Source organism: Pararhizobium gei, from assembly GCF_029223885.1.
GTDB classification, from domain to species: domain Bacteria; phylum Pseudomonadota; class Alphaproteobacteria; order Rhizobiales; family Rhizobiaceae; genus Pararhizobium; species Pararhizobium gei.
Genome location: NZ_CP119409.1, coordinates 1,248,459 through 1,262,663, shown reverse-complemented (window position 1 = coordinate 1,262,663; position 14,205 = coordinate 1,248,459). Strand labels below are relative to the sequence as shown.

15 protein-coding genes are annotated in these 14,205 nt (G+C 60.9%); 8 read left to right on the top strand and 7 right to left on the bottom strand.

Translation table 11 applies throughout. The features are described from left to right. Window positions 1-90: 90 nt before the first annotated feature. Window positions 91-1,467, bottom strand: a complete 1,377-nt coding sequence (gene chrA / locus PY308_RS05905; protein WP_275789196.1) for a chromate efflux transporter — start codon at window positions 1,465-1,467, stop codon at window positions 91-93. 170 nt (window positions 1,468-1,637) lie between these two features. On the opposite strand from chrA, the gene groES reads away from it, so the two are divergent. Together groES and groL are read left to right on the top strand one after the other, a co-directional pair. Next, window positions 1,638-1,934: a co-chaperone GroES gene (gene groES, locus PY308_RS05900; protein ID WP_275789194.1), complete on the top strand. Its 297-nt coding sequence runs from the start codon at window positions 1,638-1,640 to the stop codon at window positions 1,932-1,934. Between the two features lie 67 nt (window positions 1,935-2,001). After that, window positions 2,002-3,648, top strand: a complete 1,647-nt coding sequence (gene groL, locus PY308_RS05895) for a chaperonin GroEL (RefSeq protein WP_275789193.1) — start codon at window positions 2,002-2,004, stop codon at window positions 3,646-3,648. Window positions 3,649-3,792: 144 nt separating this feature from the next. On the opposite strand, the gene PY308_RS05890 is transcribed toward groL, so the two are convergent. Then, window positions 3,793-5,010 (bottom strand): NAD(P)/FAD-dependent oxidoreductase, encoded by a 1,218-nt coding sequence (locus PY308_RS05890; protein ID WP_275789192.1) that lies wholly within the window; start codon window positions 5,008-5,010, stop codon window positions 3,793-3,795. Window positions 5,011-5,096: 86 nt separating this feature from the next. Beyond that, window positions 5,097-5,804 carry a glutathione binding-like protein gene (locus PY308_RS05885; RefSeq protein WP_275789191.1) on the bottom strand — a complete coding sequence of 236 codons (708 nt, stop codon included), beginning with the start codon at window positions 5,802-5,804 and terminating at the stop codon, window positions 5,097-5,099. A 188-nt stretch (window positions 5,805-5,992) separates the two neighbouring features. Between PY308_RS05885 and PY308_RS05880 the strand changes: the two genes are divergently transcribed. Then, complete coding sequence (locus PY308_RS05880; protein WP_275789189.1) at window positions 5,993-6,517, top strand: DUF2937 family protein; 525 nt, start codon at window positions 5,993-5,995, stop codon at window positions 6,515-6,517. Between the two features lie 27 nt (window positions 6,518-6,544). Here the strand turns inward: PY308_RS05880 and hisG are convergent, their stop codons facing one another. The 3 genes from hisG to PY308_RS05865 all read right to left on the bottom strand — a co-directional run bounded on the left by hisG (window position 6,545) and on the right by PY308_RS05865 (window position 10,369). Beyond that, a complete protein-coding gene (gene hisG, locus PY308_RS05875; protein ID WP_275789187.1) occupies window positions 6,545-7,240 on the bottom strand; it encodes an ATP phosphoribosyltransferase in 696 nt (231 codons plus the stop codon). Next, window positions 7,237-8,376 carry an ATP phosphoribosyltransferase regulatory subunit gene (locus tag PY308_RS05870; RefSeq protein ID WP_275789186.1) on the bottom strand — a complete coding sequence of 380 codons (1,140 nt, stop codon included), beginning with the start codon at window positions 8,374-8,376 and terminating at the stop codon, window positions 7,237-7,239. The genes hisG and PY308_RS05870 overlap by 4 nt, the downstream gene beginning before the upstream one ends. Before the next feature lie 193 nt (window positions 8,377-8,569). After that, entirely contained in the window at window positions 8,570-10,369 is a 1,800-nt protein-coding gene (locus PY308_RS05865; RefSeq protein ID WP_275789184.1) for a histidine--tRNA ligase, read from the bottom strand. Between the two features lie 95 nt (window positions 10,370-10,464). On the opposite strand from PY308_RS05865, the gene PY308_RS05860 reads away from it, so the two are divergent. The 3 genes from PY308_RS05860 to PY308_RS05850 all read left to right on the top strand — a co-directional run bounded on the left by PY308_RS05860 (window position 10,465) and on the right by PY308_RS05850 (window position 11,669). Next, the gene (locus PY308_RS05860) at window positions 10,465-10,881 is read left to right on the top strand and encodes a hypothetical protein (protein ID WP_275789182.1); all 417 of its coding nucleotides are present in this window, start codon (window positions 10,465-10,467) and stop codon (window positions 10,879-10,881) included. Between the two features lie 55 nt (window positions 10,882-10,936). Next, the gene (gene copM, locus PY308_RS05855) at window positions 10,937-11,335 is read left to right on the top strand and encodes a CopM family metallochaperone (RefSeq protein WP_275789180.1); all 399 of its coding nucleotides are present in this window, start codon (window positions 10,937-10,939) and stop codon (window positions 11,333-11,335) included. 133 nt (window positions 11,336-11,468) lie between these two features. Continuing rightward, the gene (locus PY308_RS05850) at window positions 11,469-11,669 is read left to right on the top strand and encodes a hypothetical protein (RefSeq protein WP_275789179.1); all 201 of its coding nucleotides are present in this window, start codon (window positions 11,469-11,471) and stop codon (window positions 11,667-11,669) included. 6 nt (window positions 11,670-11,675) lie between these two features. On the opposite strand, the gene PY308_RS05845 is transcribed toward PY308_RS05850, so the two are convergent. Next, entirely contained in the window at window positions 11,676-12,305 is a 630-nt protein-coding gene (locus tag PY308_RS05845) for a DNA-3-methyladenine glycosylase I (protein WP_275791029.1), read from the bottom strand. 255 nt (window positions 12,306-12,560) lie between these two features. Here PY308_RS05845 and PY308_RS05840 point away from each other — a divergent pair, with 255 nt between their 5' ends. Together PY308_RS05840 and PY308_RS05835 are read left to right on the top strand one after the other, a co-directional pair. Then, window positions 12,561-13,322, top strand: a complete 762-nt coding sequence (locus tag PY308_RS05840; RefSeq protein ID WP_275789177.1) for a L,D-transpeptidase — start codon at window positions 12,561-12,563, stop codon at window positions 13,320-13,322. Between the two features lie 167 nt (window positions 13,323-13,489). Then, the gene (locus PY308_RS05835; RefSeq protein WP_434064242.1) at window positions 13,490-14,185 is read left to right on the top strand and encodes a L,D-transpeptidase; all 696 of its coding nucleotides are present in this window, start codon (window positions 13,490-13,492) and stop codon (window positions 14,183-14,185) included. The last annotated feature ends 20 nt before the right edge of the window (window positions 14,186-14,205 follow it).

Here is a 14,205-nt window from a genome sequence, read left to right as displayed (position 1 = left end):
GACATCGCAGGCAAGCACGGAAAAGACAAGGCTTTATCGGGGAAATGGGCTCGAATCCCAAGGATTCGAGGCGGAACAATGCCGAAGCGCCTACAAGTGCATCGTCATCCAGCCGGCTCCGGCACAGACGGCAAGCGTCGTGACGACGCCGCGCTTGAACAGAAGCAGCAACAGGGACGCCAGAACTGACAGGAAAAGAGCTGTCCACTGGAAGGTCTGCCAGACGGGAAGCGGCATCGACAGCGGCCCGCCAGCATATCGATCCACCTGCGTAAAAAGAACGTGCAGCCCGAACCAGAGGGCCAGATTGAGAATGACCCCGGTGACCGCAGCCGAGATCGCCGCCAGCGCGCCCGACAGCGCCCTGTTGTTGCGCAGTGTCTCGACATAGGGCGCACCGAGGAGAATCCACAGGAAGCAGGGCACAAAGGTAACCCAGGTGGCCAGCGTCGCACCGAGCATGCCGGACAGGAGCGGATCAAGGCCGGAAGGGGCACGGAAGGCCGCCATGAATCCGACAAAGGAGAGAACGAGCACAAGCGGTCCGGGTGTCGTTTCGGCAAGGGCAAGGCCATCGAGCATTTCGCCGGGTTTCAGCCAGTGGTAGGTATCGACCGCCTGCTGGGCGACATAGGCCAGCACTGCATAGGCTCCGCCGAAAGTCACCACCGCCATCTTGGAAAAGAACAGGCCAATGGCGGTATAAACATTGTCGAAGCCCAGCACCCCGCCGATGAGGATAAAGGGGGCGATCCACAGGCTCAGCCATAGGGCGAGAACCCGGAACGTCCGGTTCCAGCTCGAGGCAATATCCGGAAGGCTGCCGTCGATGACGGACGGCCTGTCGGAAAGCGCCTGTCGCGCGGCGGCGGCCATGGCTTTTTCGCCGGTTTGCGGCTCAAGACGTGCAGCCGTGTATCCGGCGATGCCGGCCGAAAGCACGACAAGCGGAAATGGCAGATCGAAGAAGAACAGCGCGGCAAACGCAAGAGCGGCAATGAGGCATGCAAAGCTTGTCTTCAACGCCCGACGGCCGACGCGGATGACCGCCTCGATAACAATTGCCAGCACCGCTGCCTTCAACCCGAAGAACAGGCTCGCCAGCCAATCGGCCTGCTGGAACAGCGCGTAGGTGCAGGAGAGGCCGAGAATAACGACGAATCCCGGCAGAATGAACAACAGGCCAGCGACAATGCCGCCGCGGGCACCGTGCAGCAACCAGCCGATATAGGTGGCAAGTTGCTGGGCCTCCGGTCCCGGCAGCAGCATGCAGAAATTCAGTGCATGCAGGAAACGGCTCTCGGAAATCCAGCGCCTCTCATCCACCAGTTCGCGGTGCATCAGCGCGATTTGCCCGGCCGGTCCGCCGAAGCTCAGACACCCGACCCGCGCCCAGACGCGGGTGGCCTCGGAAAGGGATGGGTGTGGCGGCGCCTTATTGAGGTCTTGTTCTCGCGCGATGTGCATGCCTCTCCAGTACCCGCGTTACGCAAAAGATTTTTGACGGCACGGTTCTTGACTCGGGCTTGCTCCACCCTTATCTCCAAGCCGCTAGCACTCGTGATCAATGAGTGCTAACATCCATCCATCGGGTCGCATCTGACGATCCGTAAGTCATTTGATCGAGGGATTAGACAATGACAAGCACCAATTTCCGCCCCCTGCACGACCGCGTCGTCGTTCGCCGTATCGAGGCTGAAGCCAAGACCAAGGGCGGCATCATCATTCCTGACACCGCAAAGGAAAAGCCGCAGGAAGGCGAAATCGTCGCTGTCGGTACCGGCACACGTGACGACAAGGGCGCCCTCATTGCGCTCGACGTCAAGGCTGGCGACCGCATCCTGTTCGGCAAGTGGTCGGGCACCGAAGTCAAGCTCAACGGCGAAGACCTTCTGATCATGAAGGAAGCCGACATCATGGGCGTTATCGGCTGATTTGAGCCGCTGACTTTCATCCTCAATTCCAGAAAACCAATTGGGCATCAGCCCGGGAGTTTTTAACATGGCAGCCAAAGAAATTAAGTTCGGCCGCACCGCGCGCGAAAAGATGCTGCGCGGCGTCGACATCCTCGCAGACGCAGTCAAGGTCACGCTCGGCCCGAAGGGTCGCAACGTCATCATCGACAAGTCCTTCGGCGCACCGCGCATCACCAAGGACGGCGTTTCCGTCGCCAAGGAAATCGAACTCGAAGACAAGTTCGAAAACATGGGCGCACAGATGGTCCGCGAAGTTGCTTCGAAGACCAACGACATCGCCGGTGACGGCACGACCACTGCTACCGTTCTCGCCCAGGCCATCGTTCGCGAAGGCGGCAAGGCCGTTGCAGCCGGCATGAACCCGATGGACCTGAAGCGCGGCATCGACCTCGCTGTTTCGGCCGTCGTCAAGGACCTCGTTGCCAAGGCAAAGAAGATCAACACTTCGGAAGAAGTGGCCCAGGTCGGCACGATCTCCGCCAATGGCGAAAAGGAAATCGGCCAGTACATCGCTGAAGCGATGCAGAAGGTCGGCAATGAAGGCGTCATCACGGTTGAAGAAGCCAAGACCGCCGAAACCGAACTCGAAGTCGTCGAAGGCATGCAGTTCGACCGCGGCTACCTCAGCCCTTACTTCGTGACCAACCCTGAAAAGATGGTTGCCGAACTGGAAGATGCTTACATCCTTCTCCATGAGAAGAAGCTTTCCAACCTGCAGGCGATGCTTCCGGTTCTGGAAGCCGTCGTTCAGACCGGCAAGCCGCTCCTGATCATCTCGGAAGACGTCGAAGGCGAAGCTCTTGCAACGCTCGTCGTCAACAAGCTGCGTGGCGGCCTGAAAATCGCTGCCGTCAAGGCTCCGGGCTTCGGCGATCGCCGCAAGGCCATGCTCGAAGACATCGCTGTCCTCACCGGTGGCCAGGTCATTTCCGAAGATATCGGCATCAAGCTGGAAAACGTCACGCTCGAAATGCTCGGCCGTGCGAAGAAGGTTTCGATTTCCAAGGAAAACACCACCATCGTTGATGGCGCCGGCGCCAAGAACGAGATCGAAGGCCGCGTTGCCCAGATCAAGGGCCAGATCGAAGAAACCACGTCCGACTACGATCGCGAGAAGCTGCAGGAACGTCTTGCCAAGCTCGCTGGCGGCGTTGCCGTCATCCGCGTCGGCGGTGCAACTGAAATCGAAGTCAAGGAAAAGAAGGACCGCATCGACGACGCGCTCAACGCAACGCGCGCTGCCGTTCAGGAAGGTATTGTTCCAGGCGGTGGTACTGCCCTGCTGCGCGCTTCCGTCGTCCTCGACATCAAGGGCGCCAACGACGATCAGAACGCCGGTATCAACATCATCCGCAAGTCGCTTCAGTCGCTGGTTCGCCAGATCGCTGAAAACGCAGGCGATGAAGGTTCGATCATCGTCGGCAAGATCCTCGAAAGCGGCACCGACAACTTCGGCTACAACGCCCAGACCGGCGAATATGGCGACATGATCGCCATGGGTATCGTCGATCCGGTCAAGGTCGTTCGCACGGCCCTGCAGAACGCAGCTTCGGTTGCTTCGCTGCTCATCACGACCGAAGCCATGATTGCCGAAGCCCCAAAGAAGGACTCCGCCGGCGGCGGCGGCATGCCGGACATGGGCGGAATGGGCGGAATGGGCGGCATGATGTAATAAGGCTTCCGCCTTATTACTGAAGGACGACTATACAGCATTCCGGGTAACCGGACGAAAGAGGCGGGCCGCGAGGTCCGCCCTTTTTGTTTGCTAACGGGAACAACCGGAGAAAAGCGATCTTCCGTCCTGTACCGGTCGCCTTTACGGCAACAGCGTCTTGAGGTCCGCATCCTGATTTTCGAGAACGGCGCGATCCGGCGTCAGGCCGAGGTCCAGCAGTTTCTTTCCGGTCACATAGGCCTTGGCATCGTTGATTGCATCGACGGCGATGAAGCGGCCGCTTGCGAAATACCAGACGGAGACGCTGCCTGCGCGCTGGCCTGTGCGCACAATGGTCTCGTCGTGACCGAGGCCGAAGCCGGCAATTTGCAGCTTGACGTCGTACTGGTCCGACCAGAACCAGGGTTTCGGCCTGTAGGGCTCCGTGCCTCCCGCCAGCAGCGCTGCAACGGCCTCGGCCTGATCGACGGCATTCTGCACGGATTCGAGCCTGATGCGCATGTCCTTCCAGGGCAGCAGCGCGCAATCGCCCATGGCGTAGATGTCGGGATCGGAGGTGCGGCCAAAATCATCGACCACGATGCCATTGCCGACTTCGAGGCCGGCTTGCGCGGCGATCGCGTCGTTCGACGTGACACCGATGCCGACAATGACCAGATCGACGGGAATGGTCGATCCGTTCGTCAATTCCGCCGCCGTGACACGGCCTTCAGTGCCAAGAAGCCGGATCAAGCCGGTGCCTTCCCGGATATCGACGCCGCGATCCTGGTGAATCGACCGCACGATATCGGACGTTGCGGCGGATGCGACCCGCTGCAGGATACGGTCCGCCATTTCGATAACCGTGACATCGAGGCCGCTTGATCGCGCCACCGCGGCGGCCTCAAGCCCGATATAACCCCCGCCGATGATAAGAGCATGACGGCCAGGCTGCAGTTCTTCCGCCAGAAGATCGGCATCGGCAAAATCGCGGACGACGAAGACGCCGCCGAGATCGCCACCGATGCTGGCCGGCAGACGCCGAGGGGTCGAGCCGGTGGCAAGCGCCAGCACGTCATAAGGAAGCCTTGAACCATCGCTGAGCGCGACGCACCTGGCATCGCGGTCGATGCCGGTCACGCGCGTGGACAGGCGCACATCGACCGCGTTATCCGTGTACCAGCTCGCCGGACGATACAGCAGCCGGTCCAGATCCATCTCGCGCAGCAGGTATTTCTTGGACAGCGGCGGGCGCTGGTACGGCAGGCTTGCTTCGGCTGCCACGATCGTCACCGGCCGGTCGTCCTTCAAGGCGCGCAGCTTCGAAACCACAGCAAAGGCGGCCTGACCACCGCCCGCGACAACAAGTCTACCTGCCATTTCACTGTCCCCCGACACCTGTTTTGCCGAGAGGTAGCCGCCCGCCAGAGTGTCGTCAACTCGGGCGGGCTGCGATCATGAGGGGATCAATCGCGCTTGGGAATGTCCATGCCCTTCTGCACCGCCGGGCGGGCAAGGGCCCTGTCCACCCAGGCCATGACATTGGGGAAGCTCGAATAGTCCAGCACCTCGGCGCCACCATAGAATTTGCGGGCGCCTTCTATCCACGGATAGGTGGCGATGTCGGCAATTGTATAGTCGTCGCCCATCAGCCACTGGCGCCCGTTCAGTCGTTCTTCCAGAACGCCGAGCAGGCGCTTGGACTCGTCCCGGTAGCGTTCCATCGGATAGGAATTATTGGCAACCTTGTCGGCCGCGAATTTGAAGAAATGACCGAACTGGCCGAACATCGGACCCACGCCGCCCATCTGGAACATCACCCAGGCCAGTGTCTCGTAGCGCCCGGCGGCATCGGCCGGAAGGAGCTTGCCGGTCTTTTCGGCGAGATAGACGAGGATCGCGCCGGATTCGAACAGGCCGATCGGCTTGCCATCCGGGCCGTTGGGATCGATGATCGCCGGAATGCGGCCATTCGGGTTCAGCGACACGAATTCCGGCGATTTCTGGTCGTTGGTGCCGAAGGAAACCAAATGCGGCTCATAGGCAAGGCCGAGTTCTTCCAAGGCTATGGAAATCTTCACGCCATTCGGCGTCGGCAGCGAATAGAGCTGAATAATATCCGGATTTTGAGCGGGCCAGCGGGTGGTAATCGGGAATGCACTGAGGTCGGCCATGGGAACTCCTGAGGGTGGGACGCCCTATATATGAAACGCCGGACAAAAATATCAGACCGCGCGAAGGGTCAAATGAACTTTTCGTTTTCGCTAACACCGGGTCACAACGCCTGTTGATTGTACAAATCGAACTTTTCGCCCCTGCCGGCCGTTAGAGCCTGCACTGGACGTTTTTTGCGGGGACGGCAATGGGGCCAATCAGCAGGTTGATCACTCTGGGCAGCGGCATTTTCGGTGCGATCGTCATGTCGCAGGCGCCGGAACTGACCCAGCAATACCGCCAGCGGATTGGCGGGGCGATGGACGAACTGCGCGTCATCGTGGAGAATTTCGATCGCGAGGCGAACCGGAACGCCATCGACCGGGAGACGGCCCTTGGTCTTTACGCGGCGTCGGCCGAGCCGTTCCTGAAGGATCAGGGTGTTTCGATGCGGCAGACGCTGACGCGCTTTCAAAACCTGGAGGGTCAGCAACAGGCCCTGGAAGCCGCCTCTCCGATCTACAAACCCTTCATCCTGATAAAGGATGCGGACCCGGCGATCCTGGAGAACACCTGGCGGGATTTCATTCCCGCGGTTCCGGTGAGCCTTCCCGGCATGACCTGGGCTGCAATCGGCTTCGGCCTCGCCTGGCTGTTGTGTGCCCTGACGGCATTCCTGTCGCGCGGCGCCTACCGGCTTGGCGCCGGCCGGACGTACCGGTTGCTTCATTGACGCGGCGTCACGCATTTGGCACCGATATCAGCAGACGCGGCTGATAGCCTCGACAATGCGCGTCACTGCCGGATCGTTCTCATGCTCCACCTTGCGGGCACGGACGAGACAGGCCTGCGACCGCAGAATGATCCCGTCCGACAGGATCTTCAGGTGGTTGGCCTTCAACGTCGAGCCGGTAGAGGTAATGTCGACGATGATATCGGCAGAACCGGAGGCCGGCGCCCCTTCCGTTGCGCCAAGGCTTTCGACGATGCGATAAAGTTGGATGCCGTGCTGGGAGGAGAAGAACTGCTGGGTCAGCCGCCAGTATTTCGTGGCGATTGCCAACCGGCGCCCATGGCGGGCGCGAAAATCGGCGGCGACGTCGCCAAGATCGGCCATGGTCTCGACATCGAGCCAGATTTCCGGAACCGCGACGACGACGTCGGCATGACCGAAGCCGAGCCGGGCGCAGAATTCGACGCGCTGATCGGCCTCGGCCAGACCTTCGCGGATCAGGTCCTCGCCGGTGACGCCGAAATCGATCGAGCCGTTGCCAATTTCGCGGGAGATTTCCGAGGCCGAGAGGAAGGCGATCTCGACATCGTCCATGCCCTCGACCCGTCCCCGATAGGAGCGCTCATTGCCGACGGCGACGATCTTCAGTCCTGCCTTTTTTAAGATCGCAGACGCGTCTTCCTTCATCCGGCCCTTGGAGGGCAGTGCGATGGTGATGGTCATCGAGAAATCTGCCCTTCCTGAGAGGCCAGCGCCTGTTCGATGCGGTCGAGCCAGAGGGCAAAGCCGACGGCGGGAATGCGTTCCCGGGCGCCCAGCAGCGTCATCAGCCGATCGAAGCGGCCGCCACCGGCCAGAACGGCGGCTGAGCCGTCTATGACGATTTCAAAAACGAGGCCGGTGTAATAATCGAGCGGCCGGCCGAAGGCGGCGCGGTAGCTGAGCAGCGAAGGTTCGACGCCAGCATTGGCAAGCGCCGCCACCCGCGCGTCGAACCGCGACAGGGCGCCGTCAAGCGAGAGGCCGGACTTTTCGGCAAAGGCGAACAGTGCGGCCGGGGCATGCGCCAGGGGCACGTTCAGCGACAGGAATTGCTTGAGGATATCGAGGGTCCTGCCATCCAGCGCGGTCTTTTCCAGCGCCCGCTTTTCCTTCAGGCGTGCTGCGATTTCCCTCGGGCTGCGGCTTGCATTCGTGGAATAGCCCGTCGCCTGCATCGTCTCGTCGAGATGGGCAACCAGCGCCGTCTCGTTGCCGGAGGTCAGCAGCGCTTCGATCTCGGGGTCGAGTCCCGTCACCGGCTGCGGGTTAGAGAGCCGCGTCAGCAGGGCATCGATCTGTTGGGGATTGCCGAAGGCGTGGATCAGGCGCTTCTGCCAGCCGGCGGGCAGGCCGCAGGCGGCGACGACCGCCTCGAAGACCGACTGGTCGCCGAGCGTCACCTTGAGGCTCCGGCCCGGCAGCCGTGCCGTCAGTATCGCGATGGCGTCGCCAATGACCCGCGCATCGGCGCTCGCCACGTCGGTCTCGCCCAGATCCTCGATCCCGGCCTGATAGAATTCGTTCGCCCCCTCGCGGCGCTGGCGGAATACTTCACCGAGATAGGAGTAGCGCTGCGGTGTGCCGGTCGCCGTCTCGATATGGCGCAAGCAGACGGGAATGGTGAATTCCGGCCGCAGGCAAAGGCTCTTGCCCGTCTCGCTCTCAGTCATGAAGATCCGCCGGCGCAGATCCTCGCCGGCCATGTCGAGAAAGGGCTCGGCCGGCTGGATGACCGGGGTATCGACGCGCAGCGTTCCCAGGCGCTCGAAGTGGGCGAGAAGTTCGGCGGCGAAGGGTGGGAGGTTGATCAGAGGCATGGACGGCACACTTCGGAATATGCGGAGACTTCCCCCCCTCTGTCCCTCCGGGACATCTCCCCCTCAAGGGGGGAGATCAGCCGTGTCATCATAGCCTGCCGCACCAACAAGCAGGCAAGGGAAAAGAACGATCTCCCCCCTTGAGGGGGAGATGTCAGCACCGCTGACAGAGGGGGGGAAGCGCGCCTCAAATTCAAACGCCCCGCCTCGCCCGCTTCCGATCCTCGTCCTGCGCGTCCAGCATCTCGCGGACCTTGGCCACCAGGTCGGCTTCCGGCACGGAGACCTGGGCGACCCGCGCTTCGCGCCATGCCGCGTTGTCCTCGATCTCGCCCGACAGGCGCTTGCCCTCGATCAGGTCCTTGATCTGGACGACGCCCTGCCCGCGCTCGTCGCCGCCCTGGATGATGGCCAGCGGCGCGCCGCGACGATCGGCATATTTCAACTGATCGCCGAAATTCTTCTTGTTGCCCTGGTACATTTCGGCGCGAATGCCGGCGTGCCGCAGGGTCTGCGTGAACTGCTGGTACTTGCCGAGGCTGTCGATATCGCGGTCCATGACGCAGACGACGACCGGGGCGATGACCTCGTCCATGCCGAGCTTGCCGAGATTCTTCAACGCCGTCATCAGGCGGGAGACGCCGATGGAAAAGCCCGTGGCGGGAACCGGCTGGCCCATGAAGCGGGAGACCAGACCATCATAACGCCCGCCGCCGCCGACCGAGCCGAAGACGACCTTCTCGCCTTTTTCGTTGGTGACGGGGAACTGAAGTTCAGCCTCATATACAGGGCCGGTGTAATATTCGAGTCCTCGGACAACAGAGGGGTCGATGAGTATTCTTCCCGAGCCATAGCCGCCTGATTCGGTAAGCCTTGCTATATTTGCAAGCTCATCAAGACCGGCCTCAATCGTTGAGTTCTTAGGCAGTCTAATTCGCATCAATTCAATGGTTTTCAGATTGTCGATTCTCAAATCATATTGTTTATCCGGAAATGTCGCGCGCAAGGTCAGATCATCGGACCAACGCGGCCTATCAACGACGCCGGGTTGGACAATTCCTGGCCCTGTTCCGAGGTACGCGAAGAGTTCACGAATTTGATCATCACTTAGACCGGACTTCTCGCGAACGATTTCAGCCGGCGCGTCGGCCCACTGACTGATCAAGGACTTTAGCTCTTCAGTACCGCTTTCCATTGCCGCAACTAGCTCTGCAATTCTCTTCTGTCGCTCGAAACGATCACCCGAACGAACAAAGTTCGCGATCAGGTCTATCTTATCCTCACTTAGCTCTGCACCCTTCGTGAAAGCCCCAGAATCATCTTCTCTACCTCTGCCTAGGAGCTTCCTAACACCTTCGAAACCAAACTTATCCAACTTGTCGATAGCTCTCAAAACACTCAGCCGTCGTCCAGCATTCTCCTCCCCGCCAAGCCCGATCGCCTCCAGCACCCCATCCAGAACCTTCCGGTTGTTCACCCGGATCACATAATCCCCGCGCTTGATACCAAGCGCTTCCATCGTATCCGCCATCATCATGCACATTTCGGCGTCGGCCTGGACGCCGGCGGCGCCGACCGTGTCGGCGTCGAACTGCATGAATTGGCGGAAGCGGCCGGGGCCGGGTTTTTCGTTGCGGAAGACGTAGCCGGCGCGATAGGTGCGGTAGGGCAGCTGGATATCGTTGAAGTTTTCGGCGACATGGCGGGCAAGTGGGGCTGTCAGGTCGTAGCGGGCGCTCATCCACTGCTCGTCGTCGTCCTGCAGCGAAAAGACGCCTTCGTTGGGGCGGTCGCTGTCGGGCAGGAATTTGCCGAGCGCGTCGGTATATTCGAACAGCGGCGTCTCGACGGGATCGAAGCCGTAGCGTTCGTAGACTTCGCGGATCTTGGCGGTCATCTCATCGACGGCGCGGATGTCGGCTGCGGAACGATCGACGAAACCGCGCGGCAGGCGGGCCTTGAGCTTCTGGGGCTTCTTCTTTTTATCGTTCATGAGGATGCGCACTTTCAGCGTCGATATGTCAGGGAATTGGGGCTTTCCCTAGCCGATCAGGGCCATGGCGGCAAGCCTTTGCGCGGTGGCGGCCGGTGGCCAGCCAGCCTTTGCGAGAGAAACAGCACGGCGGTCTTTTCATCGGCCGTGTGGCTGCTTATCTTCATTCCATGCGCATCGCCGTTTTCGCCCTTGCTCTCTTCTGCGCCATCCTCAGCGGCTGGACGGTTTCCCTTGCCCGGGTGCAGGATCTGGGCCTCGCGATGCACGCGGCGAGCCATGACCATGCGCGGGGCGCAACCAGCGACGATGATGGCTGCCGCGCGAAGGAATGCAGGACGCATGCCGTGCACCCCTCTCTCTGTGCCGCCTGTTTCGCCATCGAGACCTCGATGGAAGCACCGGTCCCCGGCAGCCCACTGCGCCTCGCCGTCCTACCGCGCCTGCAGAAGCCGCTGCAGGCAACCCTGCTGAAGCCGCTGTTTCCGCCGCCCAAACCCGTTCTTTCGTGATGAACGCGGACAATGTCTGCATACCAATTCAATCTGAAACGAAAGAGAGAACATCATGTCTCTGAGAACGATCACGGCCGCCGCAATTCTGGCCGCCAGCTTCACCCTGCCCGCATCGGCCCAGGAAATGAACCATGACGCGATGGATCATGGCACGATGAACCAGGGCGCGATGTCGGCCGAACCGAAAGGCGATAGAGGTCCCTCCAGCAAGGCCTTTGCCGCGGCCAACGCCAAAATGCACGGGGCCATGGACATCGCCTATACCGGCAATGCCGATATGGATTTCGTGCGCGGCATGATCGCCCATCATCAGGGGGCTATCGACATGGCGAAGATCGAGCTGGAGTTCGGCAAGGACGCCCAACTTCGCAAGCTCGCCGAAGAGGTCATTTCCGCTCAGGAGGCGGAAATTAAAACCATGAAGGCTTGGCTTGCCGAAAACGGCGGCTGATCTTTCAGCCTTACGCGACGCCGGGGCTTGCCTCCGGCGTCTGCATCGGACGCTTCATGAAGACTGCCTGACAAGCCTTGTTGACCACAGGCCGCGACCGGATCATAATTTCGGCTCGTGCGTGGAGGACGTCATGAAGATCTTCAAGAATATAGCCGGCATCGTCGTCATCCTGCTCGGCGGGCTGTGGATGCTGCAAGGCGCCAACATCATTTCGGGCATGGCGATGTCCGACAACCGGGAATGGCTTGTCATCGGCGCCCTGCTGGTGATCTTCGGCGGCGCGCTTCTCTATTTCAACAACCGGCCAACCCCGATCCCGCCGGTTCACTAGCAGGCTTCAAGGCCGGATGAAGGCGGCGCGCATTGCCTCGATCTTTTCCCGGCAGACGCAGCCCTCCATATGGTCGTTGACCAGGCCCATGGCCTGCATGAAGGCGTAGACCGTGGTCGGGCCGACGAAGGTCCAGCCGCGTTTTTTCAGGTCCTTGGAGATCATGACGGAGGTCGGAGTCGTCGGATTGGCGGCAATCGTCTCGTAAGTCACCACCTGCGGCCGCTCATTGCCGCCGGGCTCGTGGCTCCAGAAATAGCGGGCGAGCGAGCCGAATTCCGCTTTCATCTCCTGCGCCCGTTTCGCATTGTTGATGGTGGAAACGATCTTGCCGCGGTGCCTGACGATACCGGCATCGGCAAGACAGCGAGCAATATCGTCGTCGCCGAAGGTTGCCACCACGTCGAAATCGAAGCCCGCAAAGGCGGCGCGAAAGGCTTCGCGCTTTCTCAGGATCGTCAGCCAGGACAGGCCGGACTGAAAGCCTTCAAGGCAAATCTTCTCGAAAAGCCGGATGTCATCCGCCATCGGAAGGCCCCATTCCTCGTCGTGATAGCGCTGGTAGTCCTCAAGATTGCCATGCCAGGCGCAACGGCCAAGCCCGTCCGCGCCCGTAATGATGCCCTTTGCCGTCACGCCGGTGTCCCCGCTGTTTTCCATTTTACCATTTGCCAACCATAGTCCTAAAGCCGACGATAACCCTACCCAAAGCTTTACCGGCTCGAATGCCGTTTGATGAAGCGCCATTTACCATTCTCTTTCCCCCCGGTGCCACCATCGTTTTCATCCCGCCAAGCTTTTTGGCTTCGAAAACCGCCACGACCACCCGCTCGCCCGGGTGGATGGCAGAGCTATGACACCGTTCCGGCGAAAGGTATGCGAGTCCGTCCGATGATGAAAAAAACCCTTATCCTTGCCACATCCCTGTTGCTTGCCTTCACCAGCCTTTCGCAGGCGCAGGACCGTTATCAGAACCGGCCACCGGTTGTGATCAGCCCCGATCTCACCGCCCCCTGGGTAACCCAGCTCGGCGGTCGTCCGGACCGGGTCGTCTACCGGCAGCAGCGTCCTGTCAAAGTCCAGACGCAGCGCGCCACCCGAAAACAATATCTGTTCGGCCAGGCCAGACGTTCCGGCGTTGCCGTGGCCCAACCCGTCGCCATGACACGGGCGCAAAAGCCGGTGGAGCGGCAGATCGCGCCACAGTTCCTGCCGCAGACGGTCGCCTACGACACCAAGGAGAAGGCGGGAACGATCGTCATCGACACCAACAACCGCTTCCTCTATCTGGTGACAGGCAACGGCGAGGCCCGCCGCTATGGCGTCGGCGTCGGCAAGCCGGGCTTCGAATGGGCCGGCGTTCACAAGGTCACCCGCAAGGCCGAATGGCCGACCTGGACCCCGCCTTCGGAAATGCGGGCGCGGGAAGCCGCCAAGGGTCATTACCTGCCCGTCAGCATGGAGGGCGGCGAGGGCAATCCGCTCGGTGCACGCGCGATGTATCTCGGCTCGACGCTCTACCGCATCCACGGCACGAACGCGCCCTGGAGCATTGGCTACGCGGTTTCCTCCGGCTGCATCCGCATGCGCAACCAGGACGTGACGGATCTGTACGAACGCGTGAAGATTGGCACGAAGGTCGTCGTGATCTAAGTCAGTACTTACCTGCCGGGAGGTCGTATTCGTGGCCTTTCGGCAACATGGGTTCCCTCCGGAACAGCCGATCGCATCACATTTGCCCTATCCGGTCTGTCAGACACTTGCGCGGCGCGCGATATCGAATAGCGTTTCGCAGCTGAAGACTGGAGAGGGATTCCATGATCAAATATGCGTTCAAGAGCTTGGCCGCGGCCGGATTGGTGGCCGCTGTTCTGTTTGGCGCCACCGGCGCATCGGCGTTCATGCCGGGGAAAACCGAAAATTCGGTATCGCGTTCCGATGTAACGCTGGCTTCGACGCAGCAGAAAAAGCCGCCGCAAAAATACTGGCGCACCAAGGTCCGGTTCAAGACGAACGAAGCGCCGGGCACGATCATCGTCGATACCAACAACCGGTTTCTCTATTATATCGATGGCCCGAACCGGGCGACCCGCTACGGCATCGGCGTCGGCCGTGAAGGCTTCGGCTGGTCGGGCGTGGTAAAGGTCGGCCGCAAGGCGGAATGGCCAAGCTGGACGCCGCCGGCTGAAATGCGCGTCCGTGAAGCCAAGAAGGGCCATATTCTGCCGGCCGTGCAGGAAGGCGGCATCGACAATCCGCTCGGGGCGCGCGCCATGTATCTCTTCAAGGGCGGCCGCGACACGATCTTCCGCATACACGGCACCAACCAGCCCTGGACGATCGGCCAGAACATGTCGTCCGGCTGTATCCGCATGATGAACAAGGATGTCGAGCATCTCTACGAGCGCGCCTCGATCGGCACCAAGGTCGTCGTCATCGGCCCCGGCAACAAGCAGGGCGACATCTCTTACGACGACCGCGGCGTCGATATCTTCCGCACGATTTTTGGCGGCTGAGTTCTATTCAACGGCATCGG